Annotated in this window: 16 protein-coding genes and 1 pseudogene; 1 reads left to right on the forward strand and 16 read right to left on the reverse strand. The window is 72.9% G+C overall.

Annotation, left to right across the window (positions count from 1 at the left end; translation table 11 throughout):
• Positions 1-36: 36 nt before the first annotated feature.
• From GD748_RS16425 to GD748_RS16465, 9 genes and pseudogenes are all read right to left on the reverse strand, one after another.
• Positions 37-933: a F0F1 ATP synthase subunit gamma gene (locus tag GD748_RS16425; RefSeq protein WP_152196323.1), complete on the reverse strand. Its 897-nt coding sequence runs from the start codon at positions 931-933 to the stop codon at positions 37-39.
• Positions 934-935: 2 nt separating this feature from the next.
• A complete protein-coding gene (gene atpA / locus GD748_RS16430) occupies positions 936-2,576 on the reverse strand; it encodes a F0F1 ATP synthase subunit alpha (RefSeq protein WP_152196324.1) in 1,641 nt (546 codons plus the stop codon).
• 73 nt (positions 2,577-2,649) lie between these two features.
• Positions 2,650-3,465 carry a F0F1 ATP synthase subunit delta gene (locus GD748_RS16435; RefSeq protein ID WP_152196325.1) on the reverse strand — a complete coding sequence of 272 codons (816 nt, stop codon included), beginning with the start codon at positions 3,463-3,465 and terminating at the stop codon, positions 2,650-2,652.
• The gene (locus tag GD748_RS16440) at positions 3,465-4,031 is read right to left on the reverse strand and encodes a F0F1 ATP synthase subunit B (RefSeq protein WP_152196326.1); all 567 of its coding nucleotides are present in this window, start codon (positions 4,029-4,031) and stop codon (positions 3,465-3,467) included. Before GD748_RS16440 ends, GD748_RS16435 begins: the two co-directional genes overlap by 1 nt.
• A complete protein-coding gene (atpE, locus tag GD748_RS16445) occupies positions 4,031-4,240 on the reverse strand; it encodes an ATP synthase F0 subunit C (RefSeq protein WP_152816118.1) in 210 nt (69 codons plus the stop codon). Before atpE ends, GD748_RS16440 begins: the two co-directional genes overlap by 1 nt.
• Before the next feature lie 100 nt (positions 4,241-4,340).
• Positions 4,341-5,159 (reverse strand): F0F1 ATP synthase subunit A, encoded by an 819-nt coding sequence (gene atpB, locus GD748_RS16450; protein ID WP_152196327.1) that lies wholly within the window; start codon positions 5,157-5,159, stop codon positions 4,341-4,343.
• A 137-nt stretch (positions 5,160-5,296) separates the two neighbouring features.
• Positions 5,297-5,776: a hypothetical protein gene (locus GD748_RS16455; RefSeq protein WP_152196328.1), complete on the reverse strand. Its 480-nt coding sequence runs from the start codon at positions 5,774-5,776 to the stop codon at positions 5,297-5,299.
• 314 nt (positions 5,777-6,090) lie between these two features.
• A pseudogene (locus tag GD748_RS16460) lies at positions 6,091-7,308 on the reverse strand (MraY family glycosyltransferase); the annotation flags it as partial.
• Positions 7,305-8,270 (reverse strand): L-threonylcarbamoyladenylate synthase, encoded by a 966-nt coding sequence (locus GD748_RS16465; RefSeq protein WP_152196330.1) that lies wholly within the window; start codon positions 8,268-8,270, stop codon positions 7,305-7,307. The gene GD748_RS16465 and the pseudogene GD748_RS16460, both read right to left, overlap by 4 nt.
• Before the next feature lie 4 nt (positions 8,271-8,274).
• Between GD748_RS16465 and GD748_RS16470 the strand changes: the two genes are divergently transcribed.
• Complete coding sequence (locus GD748_RS16470) at positions 8,275-8,703, forward strand: VanZ family protein (protein ID WP_226921491.1); 429 nt, start codon at positions 8,275-8,277, stop codon at positions 8,701-8,703.
• Positions 8,704-9,181: 478 nt separating this feature from the next.
• Here the strand turns inward: GD748_RS16470 and prmC are convergent, their stop codons facing one another.
• The 7 genes from prmC to GD748_RS16505 all read right to left on the reverse strand — a co-directional run bounded on the left by prmC (position 9,182) and on the right by GD748_RS16505 (position 17,550).
• Positions 9,182-10,219 (reverse strand): peptide chain release factor N(5)-glutamine methyltransferase, encoded by a 1,038-nt coding sequence (gene prmC / locus GD748_RS16475; RefSeq protein WP_193312987.1) that lies wholly within the window; start codon positions 10,217-10,219, stop codon positions 9,182-9,184.
• The gene (gene prfA / locus GD748_RS16480) at positions 10,216-11,310 is read right to left on the reverse strand and encodes a peptide chain release factor 1 (protein WP_152196331.1); all 1,095 of its coding nucleotides are present in this window, start codon (positions 11,308-11,310) and stop codon (positions 10,216-10,218) included. The genes prmC and prfA overlap by 4 nt, the downstream gene beginning before the upstream one ends.
• Positions 11,311-11,402: 92 nt before the next feature.
• A complete protein-coding gene (gene rpmE, locus GD748_RS16485) occupies positions 11,403-11,615 on the reverse strand; it encodes a 50S ribosomal protein L31 (protein ID WP_152196332.1) in 213 nt (70 codons plus the stop codon).
• Between the two features lie 175 nt (positions 11,616-11,790).
• The gene (gene rho, locus GD748_RS16490; RefSeq protein WP_226921551.1) at positions 11,791-13,776 is read right to left on the reverse strand and encodes a transcription termination factor Rho; all 1,986 of its coding nucleotides are present in this window, start codon (positions 13,774-13,776) and stop codon (positions 11,791-11,793) included.
• A 455-nt stretch (positions 13,777-14,231) separates the two neighbouring features.
• On the reverse strand, positions 14,232-15,122 hold the full coding sequence (thrB, locus tag GD748_RS16495; RefSeq protein WP_152196334.1) for a homoserine kinase: 891 nt from the start codon (positions 15,120-15,122) through the stop codon (positions 14,232-14,234).
• An 8-nt stretch (positions 15,123-15,130) separates the two neighbouring features.
• Positions 15,131-16,231, reverse strand: a complete 1,101-nt coding sequence (thrC, locus tag GD748_RS16500) for a threonine synthase (protein ID WP_152196476.1) — start codon at positions 16,229-16,231, stop codon at positions 15,131-15,133.
• The gene (locus GD748_RS16505) at positions 16,231-17,550 is read right to left on the reverse strand and encodes a homoserine dehydrogenase (protein ID WP_226921492.1); all 1,320 of its coding nucleotides are present in this window, start codon (positions 17,548-17,550) and stop codon (positions 16,231-16,233) included. The genes thrC and GD748_RS16505 overlap by 1 nt, the downstream gene beginning before the upstream one ends.
• Between the last annotated feature and the right edge of the window lies 1 nt (position 17,551).

Genomic DNA, 17,551 nt, shown 5'->3' on the forward strand with positions numbered 1-17,551 from the left:
CGTTCCTTCGCAAGTCCGGCGGCGGCTGGTAGTGGGTTACCGGCTCGACGCGAGCGCGTCGGCACCGGAGACGATCTCGGTGATCTCGGAGGTGATGTCGGCCTGACGGGCCGAGTTCGCGAGCCGCGTGTAGTCGCGGATCAGGTCCTCGGCGTTCTCGGTCGCCGTGTGCATGGCCTGCTGGCGCGCGGCCAGCTCGGACGCGGCCGCCATGAGCAGCTGGGTGTGGATCCGACGGCGCACGTACATGGGCAGCAGCGCGTCGAGCACCTCGTCCGGGCCGGGCTCGAACTCGTACAGCGGCAGCGGGTCCTGGCCCGGGGGCGTCACGCCCTCGACGACCTCCAGCGGCAGCATGCGCCGGACCTCGGGGACCTGGGAGACCATCGAGACGAACTGGGTGTACACCACGTGCACCTCAGAGACGCCCCCCTCCTCCACCGGGGCGAGGAACGCCCCCAGCAGGGTGTCGGCGATCTCCTTGGCCCGGTCGGCGTCCGGGCTGTCGGAGCCACCGGTCCAGGACTGCGCGATGTCCCGGCCGCGGAAGCGGAAGTACCCCTCGCCGCGCCGGCCGGACACGTAGAGCACCGGGTCCTTGCCCTCCTCCTCGAGCTGCTGGAGGAGACGCTCGGTCTCACGCAGGACGGTCGCGGAGTAGGCACCGGCCATGCCGCGGTCGGAGGTCACCGCCAGGACCGCGACCCGCTGGGTGTCGGCCCGGCCGGTGATGAGCGGGTGGTCGAGGTTGGCGTGGGAGGAGACGGCCGAGACCGCCCGGATCAGCGCCCGGGTGTAGGGGTCGGCTCCCTGCGCGGCCTGCCGTGCCTTGGTGATGCGCGAGGCTGCGATCAGCTCCATGGCGCGGAAGACCTTCTTCAGGGTCTGGGTGGCCCTGATCTTCTGCTTGTAGACGCGCTGCGATCCCGCCATGCTCAGCCTCGCTTCGCAGCGACGATCTGCTCCTGCGACTGCTCTGCCTCGAGCTCACCGGCATCCACGTCGGGCTCGGCACCGAGGGCGTTGCCCTCGGCGTCGAGGAAGCCCTTGCGGAACTCCTCGACACCGGAGCGCAGCTCGTCCTCGGTGTCCGACTCGAGCTTGCCGGAGGAGGCGATGGTCGTCAGGACGGAGGTGTTGCGGCGCAGGTGGTCCAGCAGCTCGGACTCGAACCGGGCGACGTCCTTGACCTCGACGTCGTCCAGGTAGCCGTTCGTGCCGGCCCAGATGGAGGCCACCTGGTCCTCGACCGCGTACGGGGTGTACTGCGGCTGCTTGAGCAGCTCCATCAGACGCTCACCGCGGGTCAGCTGCTGACGCGTGGTCGGGTCGAGGTCGGAGGCGAACATCGCGAACGCCGCCATGGAGCGGTACTGCGCGAGGGTGATCTTCAGCGTGCCGGAGACCTTCTTCATCGCCTTGATCTGGGCGTCACCACCGACTCGGGAGACGGAGATGCCGACGTCGACGGCGGGGCGCTGGTTCGCGTTGAACAGGTCCGACTGCAGGAAGATCTGGCCGTCGGTGATGGAGATCACGTTGGTCGGGATGTACGCGGAGACGTCGTTCGCCTTGGTCTCGATGAGCGGCAGGCCGGTCATCGAGCCGGCGCCGAGCTCGTCGGAGAGCTTCGCGCAGCGCTCGAGCAGACGCGAGTGCAGGTAGAAGACGTCGCCCGGGTAGGCCTCGCGGCCCGGCGGGCGGCGCAGCAGCAGCGACACGGCGCGGTAGGCCTCGGCCTGCTTCGACAGGTCGTCGAAGATGATGAGGACGTGCTTGCCCTGGTACATCCAGTGCTGGCCGATGGCCGAGCCGGTGTAGGGCGCGATGTACTTGAAGCCGGCCGGGTCGGACGCCGGGGCGGCGACGATCGTCGTGTACTCCAGGGCGCCGGCCTTCTCCAGGGTGCCGCGCACCGAGGCGATGGTCGAGCCCTTCTGACCGACGGCCACGTAGATGCAGCGCACCTGCTTGTCCGGGTCGCCGGACTCCCAGTTGGCCTTCTGGTTGAGGATCGTGTCGATCGCCAGGGCCGTCTTGCCGGTCTGGCGGTCGCCGATGATCAGCTGACGCTGGCCGCGGCCGATCGGGATCATCGAGTCGATGGCCTTGAGGCCGGTCTGCAGCGGCTCGTGCACCGACTTGCGCATCATGACGCCGGGGGCCTGGAGCTCGAGGGCGCGGCGGTCCTCGATGTCGGCGATCTCGCCGAGGCCGTCCATCGGCTGGCCGAGCGGGTCGACGACGCGGCCGAGGTAGCCCTCGCCGACCGGCACGGACAGCACCTCGCCGGTGCGGCGGACCTCCTGGCCCTCCTCGATCCCGGTGAAGTCACCCAGGATGACGACACCGATCTCGCGCACGTCGAGGTTCATCGCGAGGCCGAGCGTGCCGTCCTCGAAGCGCAGCAGCTCGTTCGCCATCGCGCCGGGCAGGCCCTCGACCTGCGCGATGCCGTCGGCGGTCAGAGTGACGTGACCGACCTCTTCGCTCACTGCCTGGGTGGGTTCGTACGAACTCACGAAGCTGTCCAGCGCAGCCCGGATCTCCTCGGGCCGGATCGTCAGCTCAGCCATCTGCTCTTCCTTCGTTTCGAATGACCGCTGGTGCGCGGTCGCCTCGTTCATGTCGTTTCGTAATGGGTGGCGCTCAGCCCGCGAGCCGGCGCCTGGCCTCGGCCAGGCGGGAGGCCAGCGTGGCGTCGATGACGTCGTCACCGATCTGCACGCGCATGCCGCCGACCACGTCGGGGTCGATCCCCACGTGCACGCGGACGGAGCGGCCGTACTGGCGCTCGAGGATGCCGGTGAGCCGCTCGACCTGCGCGCCCGTGAGCGGGACGGCGGAGGTGACCGAGGCGACCAGGTGCGCGCGCCGCTCGGCGGCCTGCTCACCGATGGACCGCAGGACCGCGGGGACCGGTCGTCCGCGCGGGCTCGATGCGGCCCGGACCGCGAGGACCGTGGTCTCCGGACCGACCTTGCCGGACAGGACCGACTCCATGAGTCGGCCGCGGTGCGCGGCGGGGACGTCCTTGTCGGCCAGCGCGAGCCGGAGCTCGCGCTCGTCGACCAGGGTGCGTCCCAGCCGGTAGGTCTCGTCCTCGACGTCCTCGAGCCGGCCCGCCTGCTCGGCCGCGGCCAGCACGGAGTCGACCGCGAGTGCCTCGAAGGCGTCCACCAGGTCCGCCGGCTCCGACCAGCGCTCACGCACCAGCCCGGAGGCGAGGTCCAGGAGCTCTGGGTCGACCTTGCCGCCGAGCACCGCCTGGGCGACGCGGGCCTTGTCCGAGCCGTCACGGGACGGCTCGGTCAGCGCACGCCGCAGCGCCACGGAGGAGTCGAGGGTGTCCACGACGCCGAAGAGCTGCTGGCCGAGGCCGAGGGCACGCTGCCCCACCTCGCGCAGGACCGGCTCCCACCGCTCCCGCGCCAGGTCGAGGGCCGCCTGGCTGCTCGCCCGCATCACGCCTCCCGGTTCGCCGTGGCGCTCTGCTCGGCCGTCTCGGCCTCGAGCTCGTCGAGGAAGCGGTCGATGACGCGCGACTGGAGGGCGTGGTCGTTGACCGACTCACCCACGATGCGGGACGCGAGCTCGGTGGCGAGCATCCCGACGTCGGTGCGCAGCGAGATCTGCGCGGCCTGACGGTCCGCCTCCACCTGACGGGCGGCGCCCTCGGTGACGCGGTCGGCCTCGGTCTGGGCCTTGGCCCGCGCCTCGGTGACGATGGCCTTGCCCTCGTCCTGTGCCTTCTCGCGGATCTCGGCCGCCTCGCGCCGGGCCTGGCCCAGCTCCTCGGCGATCCGCTCCTCCGCCGCTGCCGCGGCCTGTTCGGCCTTCTCGGCGTGCTGGAGACCGGACTCGATCTTCTCGGCGCGCTCGTCCAGCGCGGCGGTCAGCCGCGGCACCGCGTACTTCACCAGGAAGAACGCGATGACTGCGATGCACACCGCCGACCAGATGATGTCGTAGGTGGCGGGGAGGAGGACGTGTCCGTCCACCTCCGCGCGCACCAGGGCCGCGGGCTGCATCAGAAGACGAAGCCTGCAGCCAGGCCGATGAGGCCGAGGGCCTCGACGAGGGCCATACCGATGAACATGTTGGTGGTCAGCGGGCCGCGCAGCTCGGGCTGGCGGGCGACCGCCTCCTGGGTCTTGCCGACCAGGATGCCCATGCCGATGCCGGGGCCGATCGTGGCGAGGCCGTACCCGATGGTGGCGATGTCTCCGGTGATCTCCATCAGGAGCTCTTCCTTCCTTTGTGCGGACCGGGTGCTTCCCGGCTCGTCATGGTGGGGTCCTCACGCCGGTCTTGCCCTCGGGCACCGACGAGCGGTGGTGCTAGTGGGACTCGACGGACAGGTTGATGTACACCGCGGTGAGCAGGGTGAAGATGTACGCCTGCAGCGCCGCGATGAAGATCTCGAACAGGGTGAAGGCGAAGCCGGCCGCGAGGGTGCCCACGCCGAACGGGGTCATCGCACCGGACGCCTCGAAGAAGAGGTAGTGCGTGGCACCGAAGCAGAGCACGAGCAGCAGGTGCCCGGACAGCATGTTGGCCAGGAGTCGGATGGTGAGCGTGGCCGGGCGCAGGATGAACGTCGAGAGGAACTCGATCGGCGCCAGGATGATGTAGATCGGCCACGGGACCCCGGGCGGGAACAGCTGCGACTTCAGGAACTTGCCGCCGCCGTGGTGCGCCTTGACGCCCGCGTAGATGAACGCGACATAGGCGATCAGCGCCATGAGCAGCGGGAAGCCGATGACCGAGCTGCCGGCGATGTTCAGGAACGGGATCACGCCCGTGATGTTCATGAACAGGACGCCGAAGAAGATGACGCAGAGCAGGGGCGTGTACTTCCGGCCCAGGTCCTTGCCCAGCACCTCCTCGGCCACGTTCCCGCGGACGAACCCGAGAGCGAGCTCGCCGACCGACTGGGCCCGGCCGGGCACCAGCTTCGTGTTGCGGGCCGCCAGCCAGAACAGCACGACGAGCAGCACGGTGGCGATGACCCGGACCAGCGAGATCCGGTTGAACTCGAAGAGGGTCCCGTCGCCGAAGATGGCCGGCGGGAAGAAGTCCGCCAGCGAGGGCGGGTGGAACCCGCTCTCACCCTCAGCAGCGGCAAGAACCGGTGCAGAGGCGGTGAGCGTCGGCATCGTTACGGCAGACAGGACGTCCCCCTGGTGTCTCGATCGGGCATCAGGAGTCCCCCGGGCACGCTCGACGATGGACCTGTGCGCTGGGAACCCCCACGAGCCTAACGCATTCCGGGCAGTGCTCGTGACCAGCCGACCTACGCCGGACGAATGTCGTCCGGATCGGTCGGCCGCTCCCCCGGTGCCTGCGCGCCGTGACCGCCGGTCGGCTCCACGGTCGGGATGCGCGCGGTCAGGATCGCGCGGAACTCGATCGCCAGCGAACCCAGGATCGCCAGGGCGAGCACGACGAAGAAGACGCCCGGCGAGTAGAAGTCGCGGTCTCGCACGATGAGAAGGACGGCGAAGAGCAGGATCATCTTCACGATCCACCCGCCGACCATCGCCGCGCTCATCACGTGCACCGGCCGGTCCGCGGTGCGCATCATCGTGATGACCGTGCCGAGCGTGAAGAGGGCCGCGATCGCGGCGCCCATGAGCGCTCCCCAGACGCCGGGCAGGCCGGCCACGAGATAGCCGACGACGGAGCCCCCGGCCGCCAGGACGGCCACCAGCACGATCAGCTGGCGCAGGATGACCTCGTACATGTTGCGGGTCGCACGGGTGGTCTCGTTCATCGGGTGGGTTCCTCGTGGTCGGGTGCGGAGCTGACGGTGTCACGGTTCGACGCGGCGGCGGCCACCGGACCGGTCGGCTGTGCCGCGCCGGCCGCGGCGTCTGCCGATCGAGTCGTGCCGGCCACGGCGTCTCCCGGCTGCACCCCACCGGAGAGCGGGCCGGTCGGTCGTGCCGTTCCGGTGGGTGCCGGCGGGCCGGTGGGTGCCGGTGCGGTGGGTGCCTGCGCGCCGGTGGGTGCCGGTGCGGTCGGTGCGGAACCGGTGCGGGCCGACGAGCCGGTAGAGGCCGACGGGCCGGCGCCGGCCGGCGGGACGGTGGGTGCCGACGGACCGGTGAGGGCCGACGGGCCGGTGGAGCCCGACGGGCCGGTGCGAGCCGACGGGCCGGCCACCCCGGCCGGGCCGGCCGTGGCGTGCCGGGCGACCTCGGCACGGGCCCGGCGCCCGCGCAGCCCGGGCAGCTGGTTGTACGTGATGACGGCCGCGACGACGACGGCGGCGCCCGCCCCGGCGGCGACGTACGCCGTCGGGATCACCGCCAGAGCGACGGCGGTGAAGGCGAAGACGGCGGTCCACAGGTACAGGATGAGCACCGCTCGACGGTGGCTGTGCCCGAGGTCGAGCAGCCGGTGGTGCAGGTGCATCCGGTCGGGGTGGAACGGCGACTGGCCCGCCCGCATCCGGCGGAAGACGGCCAACGTCATGTCCAGCAGGGGCAGCAGCAGCACGGCCACGGGCAGCACGATCGGCACGTAGGCGGGCAGCACGGCGGTGGTGTTGACCGTCGCCGGGTCGATCTGACCGGTCACCACGATCGCCGCGGCGGCCACCGTGAGGCCGAGCAGCATGGCCCCGGAGTCGCCCATGAAGATCTTCGCCGGGTTGAAGTTGTGCGGCAGGAAGCCCAGACAGACTCCCACCAGCGCGGCGATGACCGCCGTGGCGAGGTTCGCGTAGTTGCCCGGCGACGCGTCCCGGGTGAGGAGGTAGCTGTAGACGAAGAAGGCGCCGCCACCGATCGCGATCATCCCGGCGGCGAGGCCGTCGAGGCCGTCGACGAAGTTGACGGCGTTGATGGCGACGACCACCACGAGGATCGTCGCGAACAGGGACAGCCGGCTCGATCCGATGGTGAGCCCGAAGATCGGGAAGGTGATCAGCTGGACGCCCTGCCAGGCCATGAAACCGGCGGCCAGCACCTGCCCGGCGAGCTTCGTCATCCAGTCGAGGTCCCAGATGTCGTCCGCCACACCGAGCAGGCAGACCAGGGCGGCGCCGCCGAGGATCGCCCACGCCGTCGACGTCTCCGAGAAGACCTCGTCGAGGAAGGGCACGCGCGAGGCGACGAGCAGCGCGACGGCGAGGCCGGCGAGCATCGCCAGGCCGCCCAGGCGCGGCGTCGGCACGGTGTGCACGTCGCGGCTGCGCACCGGGGTCAGGGCACGGGTCAGGCGGGCGAGCCGGCGGACCAGCGGTGTGACGAGGAAGGTCACGGCGGCCGCCGTGAGCATGACGAGCAGGTAGACCCTCACGGCGGGCCGTCATCCCCCTCGGCGGTGGTGGCGTGGTCACCGGGCCCCCGGCTGGTCCCGGCGGCAGGCTTGGTCCCGCCGGCGCTCCCGTCACCGGCGCTCCCGTCGCCAGCGATCCCGTGGCCGCCAGCCCTGCCACCGGCGGCCCCGTCGCTAGCGGTCCCGTCCCCGGCGGCCCCGTCACTAGCGGTCCCATCACCGGCGGCCCCGTCACTAGCGGTCCCATCACCGGCGGCCCCGTCACTAGCGGTCCCGTCCCCGGCGGTCCCGTCACCGATCGCCGCTGCACCGTCGTCGCCGCCCGACCCGGTCACCGGGGCAGCCTCCTCTTCGAGCTCGGGCGCGACGGCGGCCAGCTCGGCGCGGCTCAGAGCTCCCTCGCGCACGATCAGCAGCCGCTCGGCGGTGGCGTCGACGATGGTCGAGGCCGTCCCACCGCCGGCCGTCCCGGCGTCGAGGTAGACGGCGACGGCGTCGCCGAAGTACTCCACGGCCTCGGCCGCCGTGGTCGCCGCCGGCTGCCCGGAGAGGTTCGCCGACGACACGGCAAGCGGTCCGGTCCGGCGCAGCAGCGCCAGCGCCGTGGGGTCCGCGGGCATGCGCAGCGCCACGGTGCCATCCGTGTCGCCCAGGTCCCACGCCAGGGACGGCTGGGCCAGGCAGATGATCGTCAGCGGGCCGGGCCAGAAGGCCTCCACGAGATCGCGCACGACGTCGGGCACCTCGGTGGCCAGCCCGTCGAGCGTGGCGGCCGAGCCGACCAGCACCGGCGGCGGCATCTGGCGGCCGCGTCCCTTGGTGCTGAGCAGAAGGGCGACGGCACGGGCGTCGAAGGCGTCGGCGGCCAGTCCGTAGACCGTGTCGGTCGGCAGCACCGCGAGCGCACCCCGGCCTAGTGCGGTGACGGCGTCATCGAGACCGGCGCTGCGCTGCGTCTCGTCATTGCAGTCGTACACGCTCACGCAGGTGAGTCTTTCACGACGTCGCGGCGGTCGTGACATCCTCACCGGTGAGATGACCGCCACCCCGCCGCCCGACGCCCCACCCGCCGCCGCGCGGCCCGGCACCCGGGCACGTATCCTGCTGGGCGTCGCCGTCGCCCTCCAGCTGCTCGTGCTGTACGCGCCCCGGCTCCCCGACGTGGGGCCGACCGACGTCCCCGGACTGGACAAGCTCGGTCACGCCGTGGTGTTTGCGGCGGTGACGCTCACGGGCCTCCGTGCCGGCCTGCGTCCCGGCCTGGTCATCGGCTTCGGCCTGGCCCACGCGGTGGTCAGCGAGGTGCTCCAGCACGCCGTGCTACCTGGCCGCAGCGGGGACCCGTTCGACGTGCTCGCGGACGTGGTCGGCGTGGCGCTGGGGCTCATCCTCGCCCGTCGGATCGCCCGCACCTGACTCGGCAGCCACGGTCGATGTGCCTGACCTCTGGTCGATGTGCCTGATCACTGGTCGATGTGGCTCACCCACGGTCGATGCGCCTGATCACCGCGCGATGTGCCAGACCCCGGTCGATGCGCCTGATCCCCGGTCGATGCGCCTGATCCCGGTAATTTCACTGCCGATGTGGTTGCTATAGCGACCACATCGGCAGTGAAGTTTGCGCCCAGCACGGGCAAGCGGTGGCACCTCGGCGAGCGGAGGCACAGGGAGCCTCAGGGGCGGCACGCGCTGACGCGCCGGTCAAGCACCTCAGCCCCGCACGCTCCGACGTACCGGTCAAGCACCTCAGCCGCGCCGAGCGCACACGCGCCGGTCAAGCACCTCAGCCGCGCCGAGCGCACACGCGCCGGTCAAGCACCTCAGCCGCGCCGAGCGCACACGCGCCGGTCAAGCACCTCAGCCGCGCCGAGCGCACACGCATCCAGTCGAGCCCTCAGCCGCGCCGGGCGCTGACGTACCGGTCGCGGCCGGTCAGGTCCACCCCGGTGGTGACCTGCCCCAGCCCGGCCGCGCGGACGATCTCGCGCACCGCCGCGGACTGCACCTCGGCGTGCTCCATCACGAGCACCCCGCCGGGGCGCAGCAGCCGGGCGGCGGTGGCGACGACGGCGCGCGGCACGGTCAACCCGTCGGGACCGCCGCCGTAGAGCGCGACGTCGGGGTCGTGCTCGCGGACCTCGACGTCGACCGGGACGGCGTCCGGGGGGATGTACGGCGGGTTGGACACGACGACGTCCACCGTCCCGTCGAGCTCGGGCAGCGCGGTGGCGGCGTCGCCGGCCACCAGGTGCACGTCCGGGGCTAGGTCGGCGACGTTGCGACGGGCCACCGCCAGGGCGGCGTCCGAGAGCTCGACGGCGTGCACCACGGAGCCGGGCACCTCGGTGGCCACGGCGAGGGCGATCGCGCCCGAGCCGGTGCACAGGTCGACCACCACGGGGATGCGCCCGCCGGCCGCGACCGCACCAGCGGCGTCGACGGCGACACCGGCGACGACCTCGGTCTCAGGCCGAGAGACGAAAGCACCGGGAGCGGCGTGCAGCACCAGGTGGCGGAACGCCATGGTGCCGGTGATGTGCTGCAGCGGCTCGCGCCGACCGCGCCGGCGGACCAGCTCCGCGTACCGAGCGAGCAGCTCGGTGTCGACGGCCGGGGCGAGCACGAGCGGGCCGCCCAGGAGATGCTCGGCGAGCAGCCGTGCGTCCACCGCGGGGGACGGCACTCCGGCGTCGGTGAGCAGGTCGGTGGCGCCGCGGACGGCGTCGCGCCAGCTGGGCTCCGGCCGCCTGGCACCGTCATGTCTGCTGGGCTCGGACCGCCCGGCGCCGTCGCCCCAGCTGGGCTCCGGCCGCCCGGCGCCGTCGCGTCGGCTGGGCTCCGTCCCGGGCCCTTCACGCCAGACGGGCTCCGGCCGCCCAGCACCGTCGCGCGAGGGGCGCGCCGGCCGCTCCGCGGGGTCTGGGGGGTTCACTGGCCCGCAGCGGCAGCGGCGAGGCGCTCGGCCTCGTCCATCTCGACGGCCGAGGCGATGACCGGGCCGAGGTCGCCGTCGAGCACCGCCTCGAGGTTGTAGGCCTTGTACCCGGTGCGGTGGTCGGCGATCCGGTTCTCCGGGAAGTTGTAGGTGCGGATCCGCTCGGAGCGGTCCACGGTGCGCACCTGCGAGCGGCGCTGCTCCGACGCCGCGGCGGCGGCCTCCTCCTGCCGGGCGGCGAGCAGCCGGGCGCGCAGCACCCGCATGGCCTGCTCGCGGTTCTGCAGCTGGGACTTCTCGTTCTGCATCGAGACCACGATCCCGGTCGGCTCGTGGGTGATGCGTACCGCCGAGTCGGTCGTGTTGACCGACTGGCCGCCGGGCCCGGAGGACCGGTAGACGTCGATGCGCAGGTCGTTCGGGTCGATCTCGACCTCGCCGGGGTCGTCGACCTCGGGCAGCACCAGGACGCCCGCGGCGGAGGTGTGGATGCGGCCCTGGGACTCCGTCACCGGCACCCGCTGGACGCGGTGCACGCCGCCCTCGTACTTCAGGTGCGCCCACACGCCCTCGGTCGGGTCCTGCGGCACGCCCTTGGTCTTGATGGCCACCGAGACGTCCTTGTAGCCGCCGAGGTCGGACTCGGTTGCCGTGATGATCTGGGCTGCCCAGCCCTGGCGCTCGGCGAAGCGCAGGTACATGCGCAGGAGGTCGCCGGCGAAGAGTGCCGACTCCTCCCCGCCCTCCCCCGCCTTGACCTCGAGGATCACGTCCCGGGCGTCGTCGGGGTCGGTGGGCACGAGGACCCGCCGCAGGGTCTCGGCGGCCTCCTCGGCCGCCGCCTCCAGGGCCGGGAGCTCCTCGGCGAACGGCTCGTCTGCCGCAGCGAGCTCGCGACCAGCCGTGAGGTCGCCGTCGGCCTCCTGCCACGCGCGGTAGGCGTGGACGATGCGCCCCAGCTCGGCGTAGCGGCGACCGAGCGTGCGGGCGCGGCCGGCGTCGGCGTGGACGGCCGGGTCGGCCAGGGCGCGCTCGATCTCGGCGTGCTCAGTCAGCAGCGGCTCGATCCCCGCGACGTCCTCGCTCATGGTCCAGTCCCTCTCGCTCGCCCCGGCATACGACAACGCCGGCGGGAGCCGCGGAGCTGGTCCGCGGCGTCACCGCCGGCGCTGGTGGGTCGCTACTTCTGCTTCTTGCCGTAGCGGGCCTCGAAGCGGGCCACGCGACCACCGGTGTCGAGGATCTTCTGCTTGCCCGTGTAGAACGGGTGGCAGGCGCTGCACACGTCGGCGTGGATCTCGCCCGACGTGGCGGTGCTGCGGGTGGTGAAGGTGTTCCCACAGGTACAGGTGACCGTGGTGGTCACGTACTCGGGGTGGATGCCCTGCTTCATGACTGTTCTCCTAGGTTCGTGAGTGCCCCGGGTCGTACGCCGCTCGCGCACGTGAACCGGAGGCCGACGAGACATTGTGCCAGACCGTGCCCGCGGGTCGGTACCGGTGGTGCAACACCGGCGCCGCCCGCCCTGTTCCTGCCGGGGCGTGCGGCCACCGGTTGTGAGCGATCTCTCAGCGGATCGCCAGCTCGGGGTCGTGCGACGGCGTCGGGGTGGTCTTCTGGACCGTCATGAGGAACTCCGCGTTGGAGTTCGTCTCCCGGAGCTTGCCGAGCAGCAGGTCGATCGCCTGCTGCTGGTCCAGCGCGCCCAGGACCCGACGCAGCTTCCACATGATCTTGAGCTCCTCGGAGCCCATGAGCAGCTCCTCGCGGCGGGTGCCCGAGGCGTTGACGTCGACGGCGGGGAAGATCCGCTTGTCCGCCAGGTTCCGCGACAGGCGCAGCTCCATGTTCCCGGTGCCCTTGAACTCCTCGAAGATGACCTCGTCCATCTTCGAACCCGTCTCCACCAGGGCCGAGGCCAGGATGGTGAGCGAGCCGCCGTTCTCGATGTTGCGCGCTGCACCGAAGAACTTCTTCGGCGGGTACAGCGCCGAGGCGTCCACACCGCCGGAGAGGATGCGGCCCGACGCGGGCGCGGCGAGGTTGTACGCCCGCGAGAGGCGGGTGAGGGAGTCCAGCAGCACCACGACGTCCTGGCCCAGCTCGACGAGCCGCTTGGCCCGCTCGATGGCCAGCTCGGCGACGACCGTGTGGTCCGAGGCCGGACGGTCGAAGGTCGAGGCGATGACCTCGCCCTTGACCATCCGCTCCATGTCCGTGACCTCCTCGGGGCGCTCGTCGACGAGCACCACCATGAGGTGGACCTCCGGGCTGTTGATCGCGATGGCGTTGGCGATCTGCTGCATGATGATCGTCTTGCCCGCCTTGGGCGGGGAGACGATCAGGCCGCGCTGACCCTTGCCGATGGGGGCGACGAGGTCGATCACGCGGGGCGTGATGGCCTTGGGGGTGGTCTCCAGGCGCAGCTGGTCCTGCGGGTACAGCGGCGTGAGCTTGGCGAAGTCGGGCCGCCTGCGGGCCTGCTCGACGCTCATGCCGTTGACCGTGTCCAGGCGGACCAGGGCGTTGAACTTCTGCCGCTGGCCCTGCTGCTCGCCCTCGCGGGGCTGACGCACGGCGCCGGTGATCGCGTCGCCGCGGCGCAGACCGTTCTTCTTGACCTGCCCCAGCGTCACGTAGACGTCGTTGGCGCCGGGCAGGTAGCCCGAGGTGCGCACGAACGCGTAGTTGTCGAGGACGTCGAGGATGCCGCCGACCGGCAGCAGCACGTCGTCCTCGCCCACCTCGACGGGCTCGTCGTAGCCGAAGTCCTGACCCCGGCCACCGCGACGCTTGCGGTCGCCGCGGCTGCGGTCCCGGCTGCGCCGGCGTCCGCGGCCGCTGCCGTCGTCGTCGTCCCGACGGGTGCGGTTGCCCTGCTGGCCGTTCTGGCCGCCGTCCTGGCCGCCGTCGCGCCGGTCCGCCTCGCCCTGGCGACGGTCGTGGCCGTCCTGGCCGCGACGGTCCTGACCGGAGTCGTCCTGACGACGGCGCGAGGCCGCCTCCCCGAGCGCGTCGAGGGCACGGCGGGCGCGCTCCTCCTCGGACTCACCGGCAGGGTCGACACGTGCGGCGCGCTCGGCCAGCTCACGCTTGAGCGCCTCCTTGGCGTCGTCGTTCGGTGCCGGGGCGCCCTGCGTCTCGGCACCCGACGGCGCACCCGTCGGGGCGCTGGCCGGTGCGGTGGCCCGGCGAGAGGCGCGACGGGGCCGCTCGGCGCTCTCCGCGCGGGCAGGGGCCTCCGGGGTCTCGAACGGGAGCGTCTGCTCGGTGTGCGTCGGGGCGGCGGTCCGCTCCGAGGCCGGGGCGGTCCGCTCCGGAGCCGGTGCGGTGCGCTCCGCGGCCGGTGCGGCGGTCCGGGCGGGGGCCTTGGTGCGCGGCGCGCGCTCGCCCTCGGCCGGGGCTGCCTTCGGGGTGCGGGTCCGGCCGGCGCCGTTCGCGGGCGCGCTGCCCCGGGCCTCGCGGATGGCGGCGATCAGGTCGCTCTTGCGCATCTTCGCGGTGCCCTTGAGGCCGAGCTCGGTGGCGACGGCCTGGAGCTCGGGCAGACGCATGGTGGTCAACGAGCCGCCCTTGGCGGCCGGGGCGGTGGCGCCAGCGCTCTGGGGGGCGTCGACAGATTCGGTCACGAGGTTCCTTCCCTCGGTGCAACGTCCGGGTGCACGGACGCGGGTGGGGGTACCCAACCGGGATGGCTGGGAGGTTGTGAGGGCCCCGGGGAAGCACGCGGCACGACAGTGCGCGGCGGTCGGGGCAGTTGCTCCGTCTGTACGAAGACGCGGTAGACGCACCCAGGTGCGCGGAAGACGTCCGCAGGGAGTCGGTGCACGCCAATCGTAGCAGTCCACTGGGGTCTCGACGCACGAATCGCCGGTGGGACGCCGCCGCTCGAGACGGCCGCTACCGGCGGTCGGGGCAAGGCCGGCGCCCGGGTCGGCGAGCCGGCGGGCGGGCGAGCTCGCGCCCGGAGGCGGCCGCTACCGGCGGTCGGCGAGCCCGCGCCCCCGTGTCAGAGCAGGTGCGCACCCCGCGGTGGCACCCCGGGGTCGAGGACCTGCCAGCCGTGCTGCTCCAGCGCACGGGCCGTCGCGGCGTCGAGCCGGTCGAGGACGAGCACGCTGGGGCCGGCGCCGGAGACCACGGCGGGCCAGCCCGCCTCGCGCATCGCGCGCACGGCCTCGAGCGTCGCCGGCATCGCCTCCGCCCGGTAGGCCTGGTGGAGCCGGTCCTCCGTGGCGGCCATCAGCAGCTCGTTGCGCCCGCCGAGTGCCAGGACCAGCAGGGCCGCGCGCGCGGCGTTGAACGCACCGTCGGCGTGCGGCACCTGCGTCGGCAGCGCGGCCCGGGCGGTGCGCGTCAGCAGCTGCGTGGCGGGCACGAGGACGGTCGGGCGCAGCGAGGGTGCGACCGGGACGCTCGCGGCGCGGGCGCCGTCGGCGTCCTCCCAGGCCACGGTGGCCCCGCCGAGCAGCGCCGGTGCGGCGTTGTCCGGGTGTCCCTCGAGCCGGCACGCCAGGGCGAGGACGGCGTCGTCGTCGAGCGACTCCGGCTCGGAGACGAGCCCGCGGGCCGCCACCAGCCCGGCGACCACGGCCGCCGCGGACGAGCCCATCCCCCGACCGTGCGGGATCGCGTTGTGGCAGGTCAGCTCCAGCCCGGCCTGCGGTGCGCCGACCGCGTCCAGACCGAGCCGCACCGCCCGGACGACGAGGTGCTCCTCGCCGTCGGGCAGGCCCTGGGCCCCCTCCCCCACGACGGTGACCGTGGTGGCTCCGGCGACCGCGCGCACGGTCACCTCGTCCCAGACCCCCAGGGCCAGGCCGAAGGAGTCGAACCCGGGTCCGAGGTTGGCGGAGGTGGCCGGGACGCGCACCCGCACCTCGTCGCGCACGAGCCGCATCGGCGTCTCTAGAGGCCGAGAGCCGCGACGGCGGACTCGAGGGTCGGGGCGATGACCTGCGGCTCGACCTCGGTGGAGCCCAGCGCGGTGGCGGTGTCCTTGAGCCCGTTGCCGGTGACGGTGCATACCACCCTCGCGCCGGCGGGGACCTTGCCGTGCTCGGCGGCCTGCAGCAGGCCGGCCACGGAGGCGGCGGACGCGGGCTCGACGAACACCCCCACCTCCGCAGCGAGGACTGACTGGGCGTCGAGGATCTGGGCGTCGCTGACCGCGTCGATCCAGCCGCCGGAGTCGTCCCGGGCCGCCTCGGCGTACGCCCACGACGCCGGGTTGCCGATGCGGATCGCGGTGGCGACCGTCTCGGGGTGCTCCACGGGGGCGCCCTTCACGAACGGCGCGGCGCCCTCGGCCTGCACGCCCCACATCTGCGGGACCTTCGTGGCCACCGGCGCGAGCCGGGTGGCGGCGTCGTCGACGGAGGCTGCGGTGGTGCGCCCGGCGTACTCGTTGTAGCCCATCCAGTACGCGGAGATGTTGCCGGCGTTGCCGACGGGCAGCACGTGGATGTCCGGGGCGTCCCCGAGGGCGTCGACCACCTCGAACGCGGCGGTCTTCTGGCCCTGCAGGCGGAAGGGGTTGACCGAGTTGACCAGCGCGACCGGGTGGCTCTCGGCCATCTCGCGCACGATGCGCAGGCAGTCGTCGAAGTTGCCGTCCACCGCCACCAGGGTGGCCCCGTGCACGATGGCCTGGGCCAGCTTGCCGGCGGCGATCTTTCCCGCGGGCAGGACGACGGCGCAGCGCAGCCCGGCGGCGACCGCGTAAGCCGCGGCCGAGGCGGAGGTGTTGCCCGTCGAGGCGCAGACGACCAGCTCGGTGTCCGTCGCCGCCACCTTCGACATCGCCATGGTCATGCCGCGGTCCTTGAAGGAGCCGGTGGGGTTCGCCCCCTCGACCTTGACGTGGACCTCGGCGCCGACGCGTGCGCTCAGGGCCGGCGCGGGCACCAGGGGCGTGCCGCCCTCGCCGAGGGTGACGACCGGGTCGCCGTCGCCGATCGGCAGCCGTGCGCGGTACTCCTCGATCACGCCTCGCCACAGGTGGGCCATCATTCTCCCTCGACTCTCGTCACCGAGATGACCTCGTGCACGCGGGGCTCCTCGGCCAGCCCCGCCACGGTCCGCTCCAGCGCCGCCTCGGTGGAGACGTGGCTGATGATGGTGATGCGGGCGACGCCGTCGTCGGAGCGCTGCTGGTGCACGCTCTCGATCGAGACCCCGTTGTCGCCGTAGATGCCGGCGACCGCCGCCAGGGTGCCCGGCTCGTCCGCCAGGCCGATCTGGACCTGGGTGCGGGCCGCCGTCGACTCGGGTCCGAGCACGGGCAGCTGGGCGTAGGTCGACTCGCGCGGGGCGTGCCCGCCGTGCACCTTGTGCCCGGCGGCGGCCACCACGTCGCTGAGCACGGCGGACGCGGTCGGGGCGCCGCCGGCCCCCTGGCCGTAGAACATCAGCCGTCCCGCGGACTCGGCCTCGACGACGACGGCGTTGAAGGCTCCGCGGACGGCGGCGAGCGGGTGGGTGGCCGGCAGGAGGGCAGGGTGCACCCGCACGCTGATGCCGCGGGCGTCCCGGTTCAGCCGGGCCACCGCGAGCAGCTTGATGACGTGGCCGGACTCGGCCGCCTGGGCCATCTGCTCCGCGGTGACGTCGCGGATGCCGGTGACCGGCACGTCGTCGATGCTCACGCGGGTGTGGAACGCGAGCGACGCCAGGATCGCCGCCTTCGCCGCGGCGTCGTGCCCGTCGACGTCGGCACTCGGGTCGGCCTCGGCGTAGCCCAGCTCCTGGGCGAGGGCAACGGCCTGGTCGAAGCTCAGGCCGTTGGTCGCCATCTCGTCGAGGATGAAGTTCGTGGTGCCGTTGACGATGCCGAGGACGGCGTTGACGTTGTCGCCGGCGAGGGACTCGCGCAGGCCGTAGACGACCGGCACGGCCCCGGCGACGGCGGCCTCGTAGTACAGGTCCGCGCCGCCCCTCGCGGCCGCGCCGTGCAGGGCGGGACCGTGGGCGGCCAGCAGCGCCTTGTTGCCCGTCACGACCGTGGCGCCGGACTCCAGCGCCTGGAGCACGAGCGTGCGCGCGGGCTCGATGCCGCCGACGAGCTCGACGACCACGTCCGCGCGGGCGACCAGGCCCGCGGCGTCGTCGGTGAGCAGCTCGCGCGGCACCCAGGGCGCCCGCTCGCCAGCCGTGTCGCGCACCGCGATGCCGACCAGCTCCAGGCGGGCACCGGCGCGGGCCTGCAGGTCCGCGGCGTGCTCACCGAGCAGGCGCACCACCTGGCTGCCCACCGTGCCGCAGCCGAGCAGGGCGATGCGCACGACGCCGCCGGCGACGTCGTCCTTCCGGTCGGTCGGTGTGCTCACC

It is taken from the genome of Georgenia subflava, assembly GCF_009193155.1.
Taxonomy (GTDB): Bacteria; Actinomycetota; Actinomycetes; order Actinomycetales; family Actinomycetaceae; genus Georgenia; species Georgenia subflava.